General features: G+C 68.7%; 17 protein-coding genes. 7 read left to right on the top strand and 10 right to left on the bottom strand.

What is annotated here, in order from left to right; translation table 11 throughout:
* Positions 1-3: 3 nt before the first annotated feature.
* From AC07V5_RS04185 to AC07V5_RS04175, 3 genes are read right to left on the bottom strand one after another with little or no spacing between them, the layout of a single operon-like run.
* Positions 4-696 carry an ArsR/SmtB family transcription factor gene (locus AC07V5_RS04185; protein WP_495114339.1) on the bottom strand — a complete coding sequence of 231 codons (693 nt, stop codon included), beginning with the start codon at positions 694-696 and terminating at the stop codon, positions 4-6.
* Positions 693-1016, bottom strand: a complete 324-nt coding sequence (locus AC07V5_RS04180; RefSeq protein WP_495114337.1) for an antibiotic biosynthesis monooxygenase family protein — start codon at positions 1014-1016, stop codon at positions 693-695. Before AC07V5_RS04180 ends, AC07V5_RS04185 begins: the two co-directional genes overlap by 4 nt.
* On the bottom strand, positions 1013-1324 hold the full coding sequence (locus tag AC07V5_RS04175) for an NIPSNAP family protein (RefSeq protein WP_495114335.1): 312 nt from the start codon (positions 1322-1324) through the stop codon (positions 1013-1015). Before AC07V5_RS04175 ends, AC07V5_RS04180 begins: the two co-directional genes overlap by 4 nt.
* A gap of 142 nt (positions 1325-1466) precedes the next feature.
* On the opposite strand from AC07V5_RS04175, the gene AC07V5_RS04170 reads away from it, so the two are divergent.
* On the top strand, positions 1467-2612 hold the full coding sequence (locus AC07V5_RS04170; RefSeq protein WP_495114333.1) for a GGDEF domain-containing protein: 1146 nt from the start codon (positions 1467-1469) through the stop codon (positions 2610-2612).
* A gap of 43 nt (positions 2613-2655) precedes the next feature.
* On the opposite strand, the gene bla is transcribed toward AC07V5_RS04170, so the two are convergent.
* Positions 2656-3528, bottom strand: coding sequence for a class A beta-lactamase (gene bla, locus AC07V5_RS04165; protein ID WP_495114331.1), 873 nt, complete (start codon positions 3526-3528; stop codon positions 2656-2658).
* A 225-nt stretch (positions 3529-3753) separates the two neighbouring features.
* Between bla and AC07V5_RS04160 the strand changes: the two genes are divergently transcribed.
* A complete protein-coding gene (locus tag AC07V5_RS04160; RefSeq protein ID WP_495114329.1) occupies positions 3754-5922 on the top strand; it encodes a TonB-dependent receptor in 2169 nt (722 codons plus the stop codon).
* Positions 5923-5972: 50 nt separating this feature from the next.
* On the opposite strand, the gene AC07V5_RS04155 is transcribed toward AC07V5_RS04160, so the two are convergent.
* The 5 genes from AC07V5_RS04155 to AC07V5_RS04135 all read right to left on the bottom strand — a co-directional run bounded on the left by AC07V5_RS04155 (position 5973) and on the right by AC07V5_RS04135 (position 10777).
* A complete protein-coding gene (locus AC07V5_RS04155; protein ID WP_495114328.1) occupies positions 5973-6371 on the bottom strand; it encodes a VOC family protein in 399 nt (132 codons plus the stop codon).
* Positions 6372-6434: 63 nt separating this feature from the next.
* On the bottom strand, positions 6435-7868 hold the full coding sequence (locus AC07V5_RS04150; RefSeq protein WP_495114326.1) for a cytochrome P450: 1434 nt from the start codon (positions 7866-7868) through the stop codon (positions 6435-6437).
* A 38-nt stretch (positions 7869-7906) separates the two neighbouring features.
* Positions 7907-8650, bottom strand: coding sequence for a sterol desaturase family protein (locus tag AC07V5_RS04145; protein ID WP_495114324.1), 744 nt, complete (start codon positions 8648-8650; stop codon positions 7907-7909).
* Between the two features lie 212 nt (positions 8651-8862).
* Entirely contained in the window at positions 8863-9324 is a 462-nt protein-coding gene (locus AC07V5_RS04140; RefSeq protein WP_495114323.1) for a hypothetical protein, read from the bottom strand.
* Positions 9325-9370: 46 nt separating this feature from the next.
* Entirely contained in the window at positions 9371-10777 is a 1407-nt protein-coding gene (locus AC07V5_RS04135) for an FAD-binding oxidoreductase (RefSeq protein ID WP_495114322.1), read from the bottom strand.
* A 91-nt stretch (positions 10778-10868) separates the two neighbouring features.
* Here AC07V5_RS04135 and AC07V5_RS04130 point away from each other — a divergent pair, with 91 nt between their 5' ends.
* Complete coding sequence (locus AC07V5_RS04130) at positions 10869-11096, top strand: hypothetical protein (RefSeq protein WP_495114321.1); 228 nt, start codon at positions 10869-10871, stop codon at positions 11094-11096.
* Positions 11097-11137: 41 nt separating this feature from the next.
* Complete coding sequence (locus AC07V5_RS04125) at positions 11138-13093, top strand: methyl-accepting chemotaxis protein (protein ID WP_495114319.1); 1956 nt, start codon at positions 11138-11140, stop codon at positions 13091-13093.
* A gap of 9 nt (positions 13094-13102) precedes the next feature.
* Here AC07V5_RS04125 and AC07V5_RS04120 read toward each other — a convergent pair whose 3' ends face one another.
* The gene (locus AC07V5_RS04120) at positions 13103-13750 is read right to left on the bottom strand and encodes a TetR family transcriptional regulator (RefSeq protein ID WP_477933302.1); all 648 of its coding nucleotides are present in this window, start codon (positions 13748-13750) and stop codon (positions 13103-13105) included.
* Between the two features lie 127 nt (positions 13751-13877).
* Between AC07V5_RS04120 and AC07V5_RS04115 the strand changes: the two genes are divergently transcribed.
* From AC07V5_RS04115 to AC07V5_RS04105, 3 genes are all read left to right on the top strand, one after another.
* Complete coding sequence (locus AC07V5_RS04115; RefSeq protein WP_495114318.1) at positions 13878-14963, top strand: ferredoxin reductase; 1086 nt, start codon at positions 13878-13880, stop codon at positions 14961-14963.
* Positions 14963-16024 (top strand): fatty acid desaturase family protein, encoded by a 1062-nt coding sequence (locus tag AC07V5_RS04110; protein ID WP_495114317.1) that lies wholly within the window; start codon positions 14963-14965, stop codon positions 16022-16024. The genes AC07V5_RS04115 and AC07V5_RS04110 overlap by 1 nt, the downstream gene beginning before the upstream one ends.
* Positions 16025-16126: 102 nt before the next feature.
* The gene (locus tag AC07V5_RS04105; RefSeq protein WP_495114316.1) at positions 16127-17731 is read left to right on the top strand and encodes a hypothetical protein; all 1605 of its coding nucleotides are present in this window, start codon (positions 16127-16129) and stop codon (positions 17729-17731) included.
* Positions 17732-17770 lie beyond the last annotated feature (39 nt).

Below are 17770 nucleotides of genomic sequence, written 5' to 3'. Positions count from 1 at the left end.
AAGTCAAGCTGAGAGCAAGCCATCCACCAGCGCCAGCCGTCCCACGGGCGTGAGCGTCAGCTCCCGTGATTCGGCGGCACGCTGCATCCAGCCCCGTTGAACCATGGTCTCCAGCCACGCCACCGCCAAAGGCCCGGCGAAATGGTCGCGGCGTTCGGACCAGTCCACGCAGTCGTAGAGCGCGCGGCCCGGCAACGCCACGCCCGCAGGTGTCAACTCAGCCAGCGCCGCTCGCCCCGGCTCACTGAGTTCATATCGCCCATCCGGCGCCGCCCTTACCCAGCCTTTGCCCAACAAGGCCTCGCGCCACTGCACGCCCAGCTCGCCGGCCAGGTGGCCGTAGCAGCTGCGCGCATGCCGCAGCCCGCGCATCTCCGGCCGTTGCCAGCGCCGCAGATCGGCGGCAGGCTCGGCATCGCGCCCGTCGGCCACACGCAGCAGCGCCTCCAGTGCATGCGCCACATCACCGTCGGCCAGGCCGAAGTAGCGGTGCCGCCCCTGCGGCCTCACCCGCGCCAGCCCTTCGTCGACAAGCAGCTTCAGGTGGGCCGACATCGTCGCGGCGCCCACGCCGGCATGCGTGGCCAGCTCGCCGGCCGTGTGCAGGCGGCCGTCCAGCAGCCGCGCGAGGACACGCGCCCGCGTCGGGTCGGCAATCGCCGCGGCGACGCGAGCCAGGCGCGGCTCGGCGCTCATCGAGGCACCTGCTCCCGCTCGTTCAAGCCGTAGTCGCGCACCACATGGGCCACACGCAGCCGGTAGTCCTGGAACAAGCCGCCGCGGCCAGCAGCCTGGGCCTCGCGGTGCCGCTCCACCTCCCGCCAGCCGCGCACCGCCTCTTCATCGCGCCAGAAGGACAGCGACAGCAGCTTGTCGGGTTGCGTCAGGCTCTGGAAGCGCTCCACCGAGATGAAGCCGTCCATGCGCTCCAGCAGCGGCTTCAGCGCGGCGGCGTGGTCGAGGTAGGCCTGTCGGCCTTCTTCGGTGGGCTGGACTTCGAAGATGACGGCAATCATGGCTGCACATCCTCACAGAAAGTGCGGGCCTCGCGCAGGATGAAGCGCTGCCTTTGCGCGAACTCGAAGTTGGCGCGCGCCTCGGGGTCGGCCTTCAGCCGTGCTCGGTAGGCCTCGTAATCCGCCAGCGAGTCGAAACCGACCAGGCCCCAGGCCTCGTAGTTCGTGCCTTCGTGCGGCAGCCAGTAGCCCAGCAGCCGGCCACCCAGGCGCGGAATGATGCGGCCCCAGGCCTGGGCGTACTCGCGGAAGGCCTCGCGCTGGAACGGGTCGAGTTCGTAGCGGATGAAGCAGGTGATCTGGGGCATGGCGGTCCTCGCGTGAAGTGATGCAGTCAGTGTGGGCCGCACCGGCCCCGCAACGCTTCGCCGCGCAACGAACTGTGACGGCCGCTGCGGCGCGGGCACACCACCGCTATCCTCAGCGCCCCACCCACCTGAACGGCCCACCGTGTCGAACCCCGCGCGCCACCGCCCGCCACACCCCTCGCGCTGGGCCAACTGGGTGCTCGGGCCGGCGGAGCCGGGGCGAGGCGCCGTCAAGCTGACGCTGCTGGCGCTGGCCGTGTACGGCCTGTTCGCACTGAACGTGGCGGTGCAGGTGCGCCTGGGCCTCATGGCGGCCGGCCCCGGCCTGGTGCTCAGCGTCGTCAGCCTGGCCGGCATCGCGGGCTTCTATCTGCTGGTGCGCAGCGGCCTGAGCCGGCACCTGGGCGGCGACCCGTCGCTGACGCTGCCGCAGTCCGTCTTCGGCGTGCTCATCACGGCCTGGGGCTATGCCATCGACCCGCCGCTGCGCGGCGCCATCATTGCCATCATGCTGCTCAACCTCGTGTGGGGCATGTTCGTGCTGTCGCAGCGCCAGGCCTTTGGCCTGCATCTGTTCGGGCTGGCGGCGCTGGCTGCGGCAATGGCCTTTGGCGCCATCACCGACCCCGTGCGCTTCCCGCCCGCCGTCGAGGGCCTGCACTTCAGCTTCGCGGCCATCCTGATGACGGCGGTGTCGGTGCTGTCGGTCAACATGGCGCGGCTGCGCAGCAAGCTCGGGGCGCGCACGGCCGAGTTGCGGGCGGCGCTGGCGCGCATCCAGTACCTGGCCCATCACGACGAGCTGACCCAGATCAGCAACCGCCGCCACCTCAGCGAGCGCCTGGCCACCGAGCAGCTCAACCAGCGCCAGAGCGGCCAGACGATGAGCCTGGTGCTGATCGACATCGACCACTTCAAGGTCGTCAACGACAACCATGGCCACGCGGCTGGCGACGCGGTGCTGCGCCATTTCGCCGCCACCTTGCACGCCACGCTGCGCGCCAGCGACTTCGCCGGCCGCTGGGGCGGCGAGGAGTTCCTCATCGTCACGCCCCAGGCCAGCGCCGAGACAGCCGCCACGCTGGTGGATCGCCTGCGCGAGGCGCTGGCCGCAACCTCCTTCGACGCCATCGTGCCGGGCCTGCGCATCACCTTCTCGGCCGGCGTGGCCGAGTGCGCGCCGGGCGAAGACCTGCACCTGGCCATCGACCGCGCCGACCGCGCCCTCTACCGCGCCAAGATGGCCGGGCGCGACCGCACGGTCAGCGAGTTCGCACCGCTGGTTTAGGGCCTGGCCACAACGCGACCCACTGCCGCCGTGTGAACAGGCCCTAGCCCCAGGCCTTGACCAGCAACCGCATCGCGTCGGCGAGGTTGGCCGAGAGCTCTTCCGTCGATGCCCGCGAGTCCGACTGCAGCGCCGCCACGACCCAGGGCGAGCGGCCCTCCGGCGGGAACACCAGCGCCACGTCGTTGACCGCACCGCGGTAGCCCGTGCCGGTCTTGTCGATGACGCGCCAGGCTGCATCTGGCACGCCAGCGCGCAGCCGCTTCAGTCCCGTCTGCGAGGCCTGCAGGTCAGCCCACAGCCGCGCCTGGTTGGGCCGCGTCAGGCCCGTGCCGAGCAGCAGGTGCTGCAGCGTCCTGGCGAAGGCGCGCGGCGTGCTCGTGTCGCGCGGGTCACCGGGCGCGTTTTCGTTGAGCTCCAGCTCCCAGCGGTCCAGCCGTGTCACCTCGTCACCCTGCTGGCGCAGCCACATCGTCAGGCCCGCGGGCGAGTCGCAGCAATGGCGCAGCAGCACGTTCGCGCAAGGGTTGTCGCTCTCCACGACGATGCCCTGCACCAGCTCCCCCAGCGTCGCGCGGCCACGGGGCAGCAGGCGGTCGAAGGCGGGCGAGTGCGGCACGCGGTCGCTCTTGTGCAGGCTCAGCTCGTCGTCCCAACGCCAGCGCCCACCCTCCACGCCCTGGGCCACGCGGGCGGCCAGCAGGATCTTGAAGGTCGACGCGGTGGAGAAGCGCTCGTCGGCCCGGTGGGCCAGCGTGCGGCCGCTGCCGGTGTCGAGGGCGAAGAAGCCCAGCCGCCCCTGCACGTTGCGCTCCAGCGCGGCGAAGTCCGCGGTGGTGGCCGCAGCAACTGGCCATGCGGCGGAGCACAAGGCGGGCAGGGCGGCCAGCTGGCCGAGCAGGGTGCGGCGTTTCATGCGCCGCATTCTCGTGCGCACCGGCACAGCCCCGGTGCGGGGGCACCAGCATCGCCCGTCTGAAAACTGACTACCCCGTCAGACTTGCGCAACAACTCCGCCATGACGCCCGCCACCCCGCGGCACGGTGCGCACAATCGCCCGCGGCCCTGCAGTTGGGGCCGTTTTCCTTTCTGGAGTCGTTGTCCGATGAACGCACCGCGCCTGAGTCTCCTGGCCCTCGCCTTGAGCACCGCCCTTCCTGCCCTGGCTCAAGAAGCCCCGGCCAAAGACCGCAGCCAGCTTGAAACCGTCGTCATCACGGCCGAGCGCCGTGCCGAGAACATCAAGGACGTACCCAACGCCGTCTCCAAGATCAGCGGCGACAAGCTCGACGTGCTGGCCTCCGGCGGCCAGGACCTGCGCTTCCTGTCGGGCCGCGTGCCCAGCTTGAACATCGAGTCCAGCTTCGGCCGCGCCTTCCCGCGCTTCTACCTGCGCGGCTACGGCAACACCGACTTCCGCCTCAACGCCTCGCAGCCCGTCAGCGTCATCGTCGACGACGTGATCCAGGAGAACCCCATCCTGAAGGGCTTCCCCATCTTCGACACCGCCGCGGTGGAAGTCGTCGCCGGCCCGCAGGGCACGCTGTTCGGCCGCAACACGCCGGCCGGCGTCGTCAAGTTCGACTCCGTCAAGCCCAGCCAGAAGCAGGACGGCTACGCCAGCGTCACCGTGGGCAACTACGGCACGCTCAACCTCGAAGGCGCAGCCAACCTGCCGCTGAGCGGCGACTGGGCTGCCCGCATCTCCGCGCAAAGCCAGCGCCGCGGCGACTGGGCCGAGAACACTGCGCCGGGCGCCGTCACGCCCAAGACCGAGGGCTACCGCGATAGCGCCGTGCGCGCCCAGGTGCTGTACGAGCCGCACAAGCAGTTCAGCGCGCTGGCCAACCTGCACGTGCGTGACCTCAACGGCAGCCCGCGCCTGTTCCGTGCCAACGCCATCAAGCGCGGCACGAATGACCTGGCCGACGGATTCGACGCCGAGAAGGCCGCCTTCAACGGCGTGAACGACCAGACGCTCAAGCAGACCGGCGGCAGCCTGCGCCTGAAGTGGTCGCTGCCCGGCATCAACATCTACTCGATCACCGGCTACGAGCACGTCAAGCCGCTGTCCCGCGGCGACATCGACGGCGGCGTGCCCGGCCAGGCCGGCGTGCCCTTCCAGTCCGAAACCGGCAGCAGCATGAACGGCCACCGCCAGCTCACGCAGGAAGTGCGCCTCGAATCCAACACCCCCGGCCCCTTGAGCTGGCAGGCCGGCGTGTACCTCTTCGACGAGAAGTACACGATCGACAACATCACCTACAACACGACGACGCACGCCGACGTCGACCACATCTACAGCGCCCAGGCCAACAAGGCCGGCGCGGTGTTCGGCTCGGTCAACTACGCCGTCAGCGACGAGCTGAAGCTGCGCGCCGGCCTGCGCTACACCAAGGACAAGAAGGAGCTGTCCACCACCCATGCCGGCACGGGCCTGTTCAACACCTCCACCGGCACCTTCGCCAACACCGACGACGGCAAGTGGAGCGCCGACCTGTCGGCCACCTACAAGCTCGACGCCGACACCAACCTCTACGCCCGCTACGCCAACGGCTTCCGCGCGTCGTCCATGCAGAACGCGTCGGCCTTCGCCGGCCAGTCGCAGGCCAGCCCGGAAACGGTCAACTCCTACGAAGTGGGCTTCAAGAGCGAACTGCTCAAGCGCACGCTGCGCCTGTCAGGCTCGCTGTTCAGCTACACCGTGAAGGACCTGCAGCTGACGGCCGTGGGCGGCAGCGTCAACGCCACGCGCCTGCTCAACGCCAAGAAGGCCACCGGCACCGGCGCCGAGATCAACCTCGAAGCGCTGATCACGCCCGACGTGCTCGTCACCTTCGGCGGCTCGCTGAACAACACCAAGCTGAAGGACGCCGGCCTGGGCGTGCCCCCGGGTGGCTCGCTGAGGGTGGGCACCACCTTCCCGACGGTGCAGGACCCGATCGTGGGCGGCAACGCCATGGTGAACGGCAACGCGCTGCCCAACGCGCCCAAGTGGACCTACAACCTGACGGCCCGCTGGAGCATCCCGCTGGCCAGCGGCGACGAGGTCTACGTCTACACCGACTGGGCCTACCGCTCCAAGGTCAACTTCTTCCTGTACGAGGCCACCGAGTTCACGGGCAAGAGCCTGACTGAAGGCGGCGTGCGCGTGGGCTATCTGTGGGGCAACGGCAAGTACGAGGCCGCCGGCTTCGTGCGCAACGTGACCAACCAGATCCGCGTGACGGGTGCCATCGACTTCAACAACCTGACCGGCTTCATCAACGAGCCGCGCACCTACGGCGTGCAGCTCAAGGCGATGTTCTAAAACGGTCCTGCCTGAAAGCAAACGCCGCCCTCGGGCGGCGTTTTTCATGGTCAGGCGGCCTTCACGCGATGAATGGCACAGAGCTTGTTGCCGTCAGGGTCGCGCACATAGGACAGGTGCATCGGGCCCAGGGAACTGTCACGCAGGCCCGGTGGCTCTTCGATGGACTGGCCGCCATGGGCCACCGCCACGTCGTGGAAGGCCTTCACCTGCTCGGCCGACTCGCACTTGAAGCCGATGGTGCCGCCATTGGCATGGCAGGCCGGCTCGCCGTTGATGGGCTGGCTGACACCGAAGCTGTTGCCGGCATGGCGGTAGAACACCCGCAGGTGGCCCGACGGCGCCGGATTTCGAACACCCTCGGGCGCGCCGAGCACGGCCAGCACGGCGTCGTAGAAGCGCTTGCTGCGCTCGATGTCGTTGCTACCGACCATCACGTGGTTGAACATGGTTGTCTCCTCAGGAAGCGATGCGAAGCGCCGGATTGTGGCCAACCGCGCCGGGACACGAACTCAGCCGCGCGAGCGCAAGCGCATCGACAAGCCCACCGGCCCCATCGCCAGCTGCAGCAGCTCGCGCGGGGCCTGGCCGTCGGGTGTGTCCACGGCCGTGATGTCGAAGTGCCGCAGCAGCACGGCCACGGCGAGCTTGATTTCCATCAGCGCGAGATAGCGCCCCGGGCAGATGCGCGGCCCGGCGCCGAAGGGCATGCTCAGGCGCTTGGCCGTGCCGGCCTGCTTGGCATCCAGCAGCCAGCGCGCGGGGTCGAAGGCGGCGGCATTCGGCAGATACCGTTCACTGACGGCGTCGCGCCGCATGACGCCCATGACGACCATGCCAGCGGGCACCTGCACATCGCCCACGCGCGTGTCGTGCACGGCCTGCATGGTGTTGATGGGTGCCACCGGCCGCAGCCGCATCGTCTCGTGGGCGCAGGCCTCGACGAAGTCCAGTGCGCCCAGCTGCTCCAGGGTCGGCAGCGCGGCCTCACCACAAACGCGGTCCACCTCGGCCTGCGCCTGGGCCAGCGCCTCGGGGTGCTGCCACAGCAGCCAGATCATCCAGGCCAGCGTGTTGGCCGTCGTGTCCTCACCGGCCAGCAGCATCGTCAGCACATTGCCGGCCACCTGCTGGTCGTCGATGCCGCTGTCGGGCTCATCGGCAGCCACGAGCATGCCCTCCAGCAGATTGGCCGGCTCTTCCCGCAGCTTGGGGTTGGCCGCCATGCGCGCCCGCGCCTTGGCCACGAAGCCCTGCACCGCCACATTGACCTCGGCCACGCTGTGGGCCAGCGCGCGGTCATCGGCCGAGGGCCACCAGCGCCAGATCGGCAGGAACATGAAGATGCGCTTGAACAGCATCGGGAAGATGCGGTTCAGGTGCTGCTGGATGACGTCCTCGTCGGACTGCAGCGTGTTGACGTCCTCGCCGAAGGCCAGGCCCGCCACCGCGTCCACCGTGAAGCGCATCAGGTCGGCCTGCAGCTCGATGCGGCGGCCGTCGCGCGCGGCGATCTGCCAGCGGCCGACGAGGCGCTCGGCCACGCGCAGCAGGAAGGGGTAGTAGCGCTTCACATGCACCGGGTCCAGCCCGGCCATGACCATGCGGCGCTGGCGCTTCCACACCTCGCCGTTGACGCCGAACAGGCCGGCGCTCAGCCCCATCTCGCGGCCCACCTCCTCCAGCCGCTGCGTGCGCCTGAAACCATCCGGCCGGTCGCGCAGCGCCGTGGTGATCAGCTCGTGGTCGCCCACGATGACGAGCCGCCGCTTGCCCAGCTTGAGTTTGAAGATCGGCCCGAACTCCTCGCACCAGGCCTCCACCTGCTGATGCACCCGCGTCGAGTCGATCTGCAGCAGGTTGCCGAACACCGGCACGCCACGCGGGCCGGGCAGGTCATCGAACTGGCGCAGCGCGCCAACGGGAGGGGCGGCGGTGGTGTTCATCGGGGCAGTTTAGGAGCCGCGCTGGCTGGTGGCACCGTTCACTTTGTGGAGGCCCCGGCCGCGTCCGGCTTCATCGCACGGGGGGTGTCCGGCGGGGTCGGCAGGTAGACGTCCTTGAATCGCAGCATGTCGGCGAGCTTGGCCTCCTGCTGCCCGGGGAAGCCGCAGCGCTCTGCAAAACCATCGGCCTCCTTGAACGTGCCGAACAGGCGATCCCAGATCGTCAGGTCGCCATAGTTGAACGAGTGAACGCCCAGCTGATGGTGGATCGAATGGTGCTCGGGGCGCTGGATGATCCAGCCCACCCAGCGCGGCGTCTTGAGGTTGGAGTGATAAAAGTACTCGCCGACGGCACCGAAGAACGATGTCCACGCGCCGGCCTCTGCGGTGCCGCCGAAGACGCAATAGATGAAGAAGCCCGCGAGCGCGGCATCCGCCGCAATCTCCAGCGGGTGCTTGTAGAACGACGTCAGCACCTCGATGCGGCTCGGGCTGTGATGGATCTGATGCAGCACATGCCAGAAGCCATCCACATGGCGCAGGCGATGCCACCAGTAGAAGACGAAGGTGCCGGCAAACCAATAGAACGCCCCTTCGGCGACGGGGCTCGACCACCCGCCGAGCTGCATCAACGCGTGTCCACGAAAGAACTCGTTCCATGTCAGGCCGCCCAGGCCCAGCAGCGCCAGTTGGAGCAGATTCAACAAGACGGCACGGAGATACCAACCCGGTGAAGGCGGCAGCGGCCGCCCGGGCCGAAAGCGTTCCAGCGCAAAGAACACCAGCGTGGCAACGCAGATCAGCGAGGCAGGCAGGAACTGGTTGGAATAAGGCACGGCCGTGACCTTGAGGTGGAGAGGGCGGCAGTGTGTGAGGCCACCCCAACCCGCGTCAGCAAAGCGATGACAAGTCGCTTCCTGTGACCGTTTCAGTACCGCGCAGCGATACCGGTGGGCCGTTACCGCGAGTGCCTCGTTAGCCTCGCGATAGGCGGCTATTCGTCCCGAGTCGGTCCCAACGGCTCTGTTGGCTCAAATGCACTCGAAACGGGTGCTGACGAATCGTATGCAATCGCGGCAGCAACCGACGCAAACATCGCGCCCATCCAAAGATAGCCTCCAAGTCCAAAACCTACAGACAAGGCTGCAGCGCCCGCGCCATCACCACAACTCAGCGCAGGCAGCAAAGGGCTTCCGATGGCACCGACGACGGTGAGCAGCACGATAAAAGGTCTTGGCGGCGTCAATTTGAAGGTCACGCTTAGCAATATCCAAAGGAAGCCGAGATTCGCGTACCACCGGGGATCGAGAACGAGGATCCCAAGCCACCCCGTCAACAAGACGTGATAACCGAGCAACGCTTTGTCGTTGTTGCACATGAGTGCAGGGAGACTGAGTGACGCTAGATAGAGTCCCAGCGCAATCAACAACGTTGCAACTTGCCAACGTCTATTCATGGTGGTTATTGATCGTTGAACCTACTTGGGCAGCCTGCTCAAAGACTCAGGCCTGAAAGATCTTGCCAGGGTTCAAGATTCCCAACGGATCCAGCGCCTGCTTCACCGCCCGCATCAGCCCCACCGCCGCTTCGCCCGTCTCATCCAGCAGAAAGCCCTGCTTGTGTAGCCCGATCCCATGCTCCCCCGTGCAGGTGCCCTCCAGCGCAATCGCCCGCGCCACCATCTGCGCGCTCAGTCGCTCGGCCGTCGCCAGCTCCACGGGGTCAACCGGGTCCAGCAGATAGGCCATGTGGAAGTTGCCGTCGCCCACATGGCCAACAATGAAGTAGGGCAGGCCGGCGGCCTCGACCTCGGCGATGGAGGCGTTGATGTTCTCGGCCAGGCGCGAGATGGGTACGCAGGTGTCCGTCGTCACGGCGCGGCAGCCGGGGCGCATCTGCAGGCCTGACAGGTAGGCGTGGTGGCGAGCAGTCCAAAGCCTGGTGCGGGCCTCGGGCGTGGTCGCCCATTCGAAGGCCTCGCCACCATGATCCGCGGCCACGTCTTGAACGACAGCTGCCTGCTCGGCCACACCGGCCTCGCTGCCGTGGAACTCCATCAGCAGCATGGGCGCTTCCTTCAGCCCCAGCTTGTCGTGCGCGTTGACGGCCTTGATCGCGTTGGCGTCCAGCAGTTCGCAGCGGGCAATGGGCACGCCGATCTGGATGACCTGCATGGCCGTGCGCACGGCCGCGTCGATGCTGGGGAAGAAGCAGACCGCGGCCGACACGGCCTCGGGCAGCGGGTGGACCTTGACGGTCAGCTCGGTGATGACGCCCAGCGTGCCTTCGCTGCCGACGACGAGGCGCGTCAAGTCGTAGCCCGCGCTGCTTTTCCTGGCGCGTGAGCCGCAGCGCACCACCTCGCCGCTGGCCGCGACGAAGCGCAGCGCCAGCACGTTCTCGCGCATCGTGCCGTAGCGCACCGCGTTCGTGCCGCTGGCGCGCGTGGCGGCCATGCCGCCCAGGCTCGCGTCCGCGCCGGGGTCGATGGGGAAGAATAGGCCCTCGTGCTTGAGCACCTCGTTCAGCTGCTTGCGCGTGACGCCGGGCTGCACGGTGACGGTCAGGTCTTCGGCGTCGACGCGCAGGATGCGGTTCATGCGCGACACGTCCAGGCTGACGCCGCCCTGCACGGCCAGCAGGTGGCCTTCCAGCGATGAGCCGGCGCCGTAGGGGATGACGGGCACGCGAGCTTCAGCGCACAAGGCCACCACGCGCGCCACCTCGGCCTCGCTCTCGGCAAAGACAACGGCCTGGGGTGGCGGTACGTCGAACACCGATTCATCGCGGCCATGCTGCTCGCGCACGGCCAGCGCCGTCGAGCAGCGCTCGGCAAACTCCGCCTGCAAGGTAGCCAGCAGCGCGGCCGGCAGCGGCGGGGCAGGGAAGAAGGATTCGGGGGCGTTCATGGCCAACTCCGGGGGGGCGTGCATCAATTGTGTTGCAGTGGCCACGCCGTGGTGACAGCATGGGGGCACACCGCGAACCCGGGAGATCTGCATGGACCCCACCCTGACCCTGCTGCTGCTCATCGCCGCAGTCGTCCTCATCGCGTTCGGCGCTGTGCGCTTCGACCTGCTGGCTGCACGCTGGCGCGAGGTCTTCGGCGGCACGCCACCACCTCATGACGCGCCGCCCGCGCCGCGCTGGACGCCGGCCGAGGGCTTCAGGCCGCATGACGCGCCGGTGCACAAGCCCGCCTTCCATCGAAGCGGCCGCCGACATTGACGCGCAACGTCATCCCAGGCCTTGCAAACGAGGAGAGCGCCATGAGCACGAACACCCGGATGAACGGCCTGAATGGATTGACGATCAGCCGCAAGCTGATGCTGCTGACCCTGCTGGTGTTGGTGGCCATCAGCATCCCCTCGGCCTTCCAGGTACGGCAGGCGCGCGCATTGGCGCAGGCCGCGCAGGGCGAGCTCGACGGCCTGGCGCCGGCCCGCCAGCTCGTACGCCTGGCGCAGCTGACACAGCAGCACCGTGGCCTGTCGGCAGCCATGCTGGGCGGCAACGACTCGGTGCGGGCCGCGCGCGACACCAAGAACGCCGATGTCGCCAAACAGGTCAGCGGTGTCGACACGATGCTGAAGACCAGCGCGATGAGCGACAAGATGCGCCAGACCTGGCAAGACGCCCAGCAGCGCTGGACGGCGCTGTCGGGCCAGGTGGCGGCCAAGTCGCTGAAGGCCGCCGAGAGCAGCACGCTGCACGCCCAGCTCATCGCCGTCTACTTCAAGCTGCTGGACCAGCTCGTCGACCAGTCCGGCCTCATCCTCGACCCCGAGGCCGACACCTATTTCCTCATCAGCGCCACGCTGGCCCGCCTGCCCATGGCCACCGAGGCACTGGGGCAGGCGCGGGCCCGCGGCGCCGGCTTCCTGGCCGAGGGCAAGATCGGCCCCGAAGGCCGCACGCTGCTGGCCGGCCTCGTGCAGCAGGCCGCCGACCAGCACACCGGCATGGGCACGGCCTTCGACAAGAGCTTCACCGTCAACGCCGCGCTGAAGGCCCGCCTGGGCGGCAAGATCACCGCGCTGGACGAGCAGGTGCGTGGCTCGCTGAAGCTGACCCGCGACGAACTCATCGCCAAGGACGAGCTCAGCTACGCCGCGCCCGACTACATCGCCAGCTACACCCGCACCATCGACGCGATGTACGTCGTCGCCGAGGACGCGATGACGGCGCTGGACGAACTGCTGACCGAGCGGGTCACCAGCCTGCGCAGAAGCAGCTGGATCGTCTTCGGCCTGCTCGCCTTCATGCTGGCCGTCGTCTTCCTGTTCGCGCGCGCCATCTCGCGCAGCATCACGGTGCCGCTGCAGCACGCTGCGGGCCTGGCCCAGCAGATTGCCGAGCGCGACCTCAGCGGCAACGTCGTCGTCGGCGCCCGCGACGAGATCGGCCAGCTGACCACCGCCCTGCTGGCCATGCGCGACAGCCTGTGTGGCGTCATTGGCGAGGTGCGTGACAACGCCGGCGAAGTGGCCCAGGCCTCGCAGGAGCTGGCCACGGGCAACCGCGACCTGTCGCAACGCACCGAGCAGCAGGCCTCGGCGCTGGAGGAAACCGCCAGCTCGATGGAGGAACTGACCGCCACCGTGCGCAGCAATGCCGACCAGGCCGGCGACGCCAGCAGCCTGGCCCAGCGCGCCTGCACCATCGCCATCTCGGGCGGTGCGGCCGTCGAGCAGGTCGTCAGCACCATGGGCGCCATCGAGGCCAGCAGCCGGCGCATCGCCGAGATCATCTCGGTCATCGACGGCATCGCCTTCCAGACCAACATCCTGGCGCTGAACGCGGCCGTCGAGGCGGCGCGGGCCGGCGAGCAGGGGCGCGGTTTCGCGGTGGTCGCGTCGGAAGTTCGCGCGCTGGCCGGCCGCTCGGCCGAGGCCGCCAAGCAGATCAAGGAGCTCATCTCGGCCAGCGTCGGGCAGGTGGAGAACGGCGCCCGCCTCGTGCAGGGCGCGGGCTCGACGATGCGCGAGACCGTCGAGGCCATCCGCTCGCTGGCCGAGCTCGTCACCAGCATCAGCCGCGCATCCAGCGAGCAGAGCAGCGGCATCGGCCAGATCAGCGAGGCCGTCTCGCACATGGACCAGCTCACGCAGCAGAACGCCGCCCTGGTGGAGGAAACCGCAGCGGCCGGCATGAGCCTGCAGCAGCAGGCCGAGAAGCTGGCCGGCATCGTCAACACCTTCCGCATGCCGGTGGCCCACCGCTGAGGGCGGGGGTCAGCCGGGGCTGACCCGCCAGGCCGCCGCACCCAGCAGCACCACCTGCAGCTGCTGGACGAAGTTGTCCATCATCTCGGCCTCCAGCAGCGGCTGCTGGGGCGGCAGGTCCAGCATCTCGGGTGCGGCCGCCAGCATGGTGTTGACGATCAGCCCGCACACCATCTGCAGCGTGGCCGTCGGCATGTCGGGATAGGCGCCGATGGCGCGAAAGTCCTGCGCCATCTCGTTGGTGAAGTGGCGCACCTCGTTGCGGATGGCCAGGCGCAGGATGCGGCTGCCGCCACCGCGCTCGCTGCTGATGAAGAGGAAGAGCAGCCGGTGCTGCTGCACATAGCTGCAATAGACCTCCACCGACACGCGCACGCGGTCGGCCGGCGCCGCGCCACCCTGGCGTGCCTCGCGCAGCAGGCGGCGCAGGCTGATGCCGACCTCCTCCACCAGCGCCAGGCCCAGCTCGTCGGTGTTGCGGAAGTGCCGGTAGAAGCCGTTGGGCACCATGCCCGCCTCGCGGGCGATCTCGCGGATGCCCAGGCTGGTGAAGCTGCGCCCCTCGCCCATCAGCGCCAGCGCGGCCTGGGTGAGGCTGGCACGGGTGAGGTCCTTGCGTTCGGCGCGGGAGAGCTTGTCGGCGGCGGTATCGGACATGTCGATGCGTTTGTGAACACTCGTATCGTAGCTTCGCCCGGGTTGATTGCCTATTTTTGCACGGGCTTGCGACCCCTCCCTGCTTAAGTGGCTTGCCTGTTTGTGTACGAACGTACACAATAATGGCATGCAAACGCTCCACCCCACCCGCCTCGAAACCCTGATCCGCCCGCTGCGCACCGCGCTGCAGCACCCCTGGGTGGCGGCCATCGTGCGCGAGAGCGCCGTCGAGGACAGCCTGCAAGCCCTGCATCCGCTGCTGTCGCTGCACCAGGTGAAGGCCCGGGTGGTGAAGTGCATCGCCGAGACGGCCGACACCCGCACACTGGTGCTGCGCCCCAACGCGATGTGGCGTGGCGCGCGCGCCGGGCAGTTCGTCGGCCTGACCTTGGAGATCAACGGCCGCCGCCACGAGCGCATGTACTCGCTGACCTCGCGCCCGGGCTCGCGCCTGCTGGCGATCACGGTCAAGCGCCAGGGGCTGGTGTCCACGCATCTGCACGAAGGCGTGCGCGTGGGCGATGTGCTCACCCTCGGCCCGGCGATGGGCGATTTCGTGCTGCCCGCCGTGCTGCCGGACAAGATCCTGCTGCTCAGCGCCGGCAGCGGCATCACGCCGGTGATGGCCCTGCTGCGCGAATTGCAGGCACGTGGCGCGGCCGACCGCGTCGTCTTTGTGCACAGCTGCCGCAGCCCGGCCGAGCAGATCTTTGCCGCCGAGCTGGCGGCCATGCCGGGTCTGCGCCTGATCCAGCATTTCACGGCCAGCGCCGGCCGCCTCACGCCCGACCAACTGCAGGCCCTGGTGCCCGACCTGGGCGAGCGCGCCACCTGGGTCTGCGGCCCGGCCGGGTTGATGGATTCAGTGCACGCGCACTGGCAGGCCAACGGCTTCACCGCACCGCTGCACAGCGAGCGCTTTGCCGCCGCCCCGCTGGCGGCCGAGCCGCTGAGCGCGCCGGTGCGTGTGCAACTGCTGCGCAGTGCCAATCACTTCGCGTCGCTGGGTGCGGCCCCGCTGCTGAACCAGGCCGAGGCCGCCGGCCTGGCGCCCAAGCATGGCTGCCGCATCGGCATCTGCCGCTCCTGCCAGTGCATCAAGCGCAGCGGCACGGTGCAGCACCTGCACACGGGCGAGCTGTCCAGCGCGCCCAACGAATTGATCCGGCTGTGCGTCAGCGCCGCCCGCTCCGACCTCGAACTGGACCTGTGATGCATACCCTCACCCGCCCCCAAGTTGACGCGTTCCAGGCCGAGCTCGACGCCATCCGCGCCGGCGTCATGGACTCGCTCGGCCAGGCCGACGTCGACCACATCCGCAAGATGATCGCCATCTGCCGCGCCAGCGAAGTGGGTGGCCGCGCGCTGCTGCACTTCGGCGTTGGCCCGCTGAGCTGGATTGGTGGCGTGCTGGCGCTGGCCCACGCCAAGATCCTCGACAACATGGAGATCGGCCACAACGTCATGCACGGCCAGTACGACTGGACTGGCGACCCGGCGCTGAACTCCCAGACCTTCGAGTGGGACATCGCCTGCGACGGCGAGGCCTGGCGCCACTCGCACAACGTCACCCATCACACCTATACCAACATCCTCGGCAAGGACCGCGACCTGGGCTACTCCCTGCTGCGCATGACGCCCGAGCAGAAGTGGAAGCCGCGCCACTGGCTGCAGCCGCTGGCCAACCTGATGCTGGCGATGGGCTTCCAGTACGGCGTGGGCTCGCACGACCTGGAGATCGGCCGCTACAAGCATGGCGCGATTCCCAAGCCCGTGTTCAAGGAGCGCCTGAACCGCTTCCTCAGCAAAGTGGGCAAGCAATGGTTCAAGGACTATCTGCTGTTCCCGGCGCTGGCGCTGTGGAGCGCGCCGCGCGTGCTGGCCGGCAACTTCACGGCCAACCTGATCCGCAACCTGTGGACCTATGTGGTGATCTTCTGTGGCCATTTCACCGAGCACGTGGCCATCTACCGGCAGGAGGACTGCCTCAACGAGACCCGCGGCGACTGGTATCTGCGCCAGCTGGCCGGCTCCAGCAACCTGACCGGCGGGCGCTGGTTCCACATCCTCACCGGCCACTTGAGCCACCAGATCGAGCACCACCTCTTCCCCGACATGCCCGCCCACCGCTACGTCGAGATCGCGCCGCAGGTGCAGGCGCTGTGCCGCCAATACGGCCTGCGCTACAACACCGGCAGCCTGTTCAGGCAGTACCTCACGGTGATGAAGCGCATCCTGGTCAACACCTTGCCGCCCAAGGCCGCGGTGGCCTGAGATGGCCTGAACTCAGCGGCCACATGCCCCCTCGGGAGGGGGTTCGGCGGCCCCGTGGATTGAATACCCTGGACCGGGTTTCAAAAAAGCCAGGGAGTCGTCATGAGAAAGCTGTTGTCGATGCTGTCCGTCCTGCTGGCGGCCAGCGCCCCGCCCGCGCTCGCCACCGTGGCCTGCCAGGGCAACTGCGCCACCACGCCGCCCAGCCTTTACGTCGGCAGCAGTGGCGGCGGCCAAGGCTCGCTCAACGTCACGGGGGGGTCGGCGCTGTCCTTCGGTGGCCTGGGCGCGGTCGGCGCCTTCGGGCTCACCAACCCGAACGGCGTCACCGACGGCTTCATGTCCGTTCAGGGCGCGGGCACCAGCGTCGCCACGGGCGGCGTCAGCAACTCGCAGTTCTGGGTGGGCGGCGATGGCGGCAAGGGCGTGCTCAACCTGGGCACCCAGGCGCGCATGAGCGTTGACGCCTTCAGCAACCCGGGCGGCTTCGGGGATACGAGGCTCTACGTCGGGCGCGCCGGGCTGGGCTACGTCGACATCCGCTCCGGCGCCGAACTCATCGTGCAGGACCAGGGCGGCTGGGGCGCCGACGAAGACATCATGATCGGCCAGGGCAGCAACAGCTTCGAGGGCGAAGGCCACGTCGTCATCGCCACTGGCGGCCGGCTCGTGCTGCGCGGCAACAGCGCGTACCTGAATTTCGGCCGATCCAACCTCAGCGGCACCGGCACGCTGCGCGGCAGCGGCTTCGGCACGGTCGAGAGCGGCGGCCAGATCCTGATCGACGGCCGCAGCAGCGAGGCGGGCCTGCACATCGCCCGCGGCGACAACAGCAACGGGTCGCTCGTCATCCAGGGCGCCGGCAGCCGTGTCGACATGCGCGGCCGCTACACCACCGCCTGGATCGCCAGCGACTGGTACGCCACGACGCTCCAGGGCACCGGCCGGGCCGAGCTCATCGTGCGCGACCACGGCGTGCTGTCCCTGCAGAGCGACGCCGTGCCCGCCGGCCAGCTGCGCACCGACATGCACATCGGCTTCGGCCTGGGCCACGCCGAGGTCACGGTCGACAGCGACGGCCGCATCGAGCTGGCCAACGGCCTGAAGATCTCCACCGACGGCTCCACCGGCGAGCGCCAGCAGTTCGGCCGGTTGACGATCAACGACAGCGGCGTCGTCAGCGCCGGCGCCTACACCTTCATCGGCAATGGTGACGCCAGCCGCATCAGCGGCGTGCTGGCCGGCACCGGCACGCTGGTGAGCCCGCGCATCGAGCTGCGCCACGGCGGCATGATCGCGCCCGGCAACTCGCCCGGCACGCTGCACCTGCAGGGCGACCTGACGGTCAAGGGCGGCGTGCTGGAGCTGCAGGTGGCAGGCACGGGCGCGGGAGACTACGACGTGCTGGACGTGAGCGGCGCGCTGACCTTCACCGGCGGCACGATCCAGCTCGCCTTCATCGACGGCTTCCTGCCCAGGGCGGGTGACAGCTTCACGCTGCTGCACGCCAGCAGCATCCAGGGCCTGGCCCTGGCGCAGCTCAGCTTCACGGGCGTGGCGGCAGGCTTCCAGTACGACGTCAACCCCAGCGGCGGCCTGTTGACCTTCCAGGCCCTGAACGACGCCGTGCCGGTGCCCGAGCCCCAAGTCTGGATGCTGGCCCTGGTCGGCCTCATGGGCCTGGCTTTGAGGCGCCGCTGGCCTTGAGATTCAGGCAGGATGCGGGTCCGACCACCGACTCAGCAT

It is taken from the genome of Roseateles sp. GW821-FHT02E12, assembly GCF_059421665.1.
The sequence above is the reverse complement of the archived record's forward strand: the minus strand, read 5'-3'. Positions and strand labels throughout refer to the sequence as shown.

Coding starts and splice junctions, on each gene's coding strand:
- AC07V5_RS04185 (WP_495114339.1), bottom strand. CDS start 696: ATGAGCGCCGAGCCGCGCCTGGCTCGCGTCGCCGCGGCGATTGCCGAC.
- AC07V5_RS04180 (WP_495114337.1), bottom strand. CDS start 1,016: ATGATTGCCGTCATCTTCGAAGTCCAGCCCACCGAAGAAGGCCGACAG.
- AC07V5_RS04175 (WP_495114335.1), bottom strand. CDS start 1,324: ATGCCCCAGATCACCTGCTTCATCCGCTACGAACTCGACCCGTTCCAG.
- bla (WP_495114331.1), bottom strand. CDS start 3,528: ATGAAACGCCGCACCCTGCTCGGCCAGCTGGCCGCCCTGCCCGCCTTG.
- AC07V5_RS04155 (WP_495114328.1), bottom strand. CDS start 6,371: ATGTTCAACCACGTGATGGTCGGTAGCAACGACATCGAGCGCAGCAAG.
- AC07V5_RS04150 (WP_495114326.1), bottom strand. CDS start 7,868: ATGAACACCACCGCCGCCCCTCCCGTTGGCGCGCTGCGCCAGTTCGAT.
- AC07V5_RS04140 (WP_495114323.1), bottom strand. CDS start 9,324: ATGAATAGACGTTGGCAAGTTGCAACGTTGTTGATTGCGCTGGGACTC.
- AC07V5_RS04135 (WP_495114322.1), bottom strand. CDS start 10,777: ATGAACGCCCCCGAATCCTTCTTCCCTGCCCCGCCGCTGCCGGCCGCG.
- AC07V5_RS04130 (WP_495114321.1), top strand. CDS start 10,869: ATGGACCCCACCCTGACCCTGCTGCTGCTCATCGCCGCAGTCGTCCTC.
- AC07V5_RS04125 (WP_495114319.1), top strand. CDS start 11,138: ATGAGCACGAACACCCGGATGAACGGCCTGAATGGATTGACGATCAGC.
- AC07V5_RS04120 (WP_477933302.1), bottom strand. CDS start 13,750: ATGTCCGATACCGCCGCCGACAAGCTCTCCCGCGCCGAACGCAAGGAC.
- AC07V5_RS04115 (WP_495114318.1), top strand. CDS start 13,878: ATGCAAACGCTCCACCCCACCCGCCTCGAAACCCTGATCCGCCCGCTG.
- AC07V5_RS04110 (WP_495114317.1), top strand. CDS start 14,963: ATGCATACCCTCACCCGCCCCCAAGTTGACGCGTTCCAGGCCGAGCTC.
- AC07V5_RS04105 (WP_495114316.1), top strand. CDS start 16,127: ATGAGAAAGCTGTTGTCGATGCTGTCCGTCCTGCTGGCGGCCAGCGCC.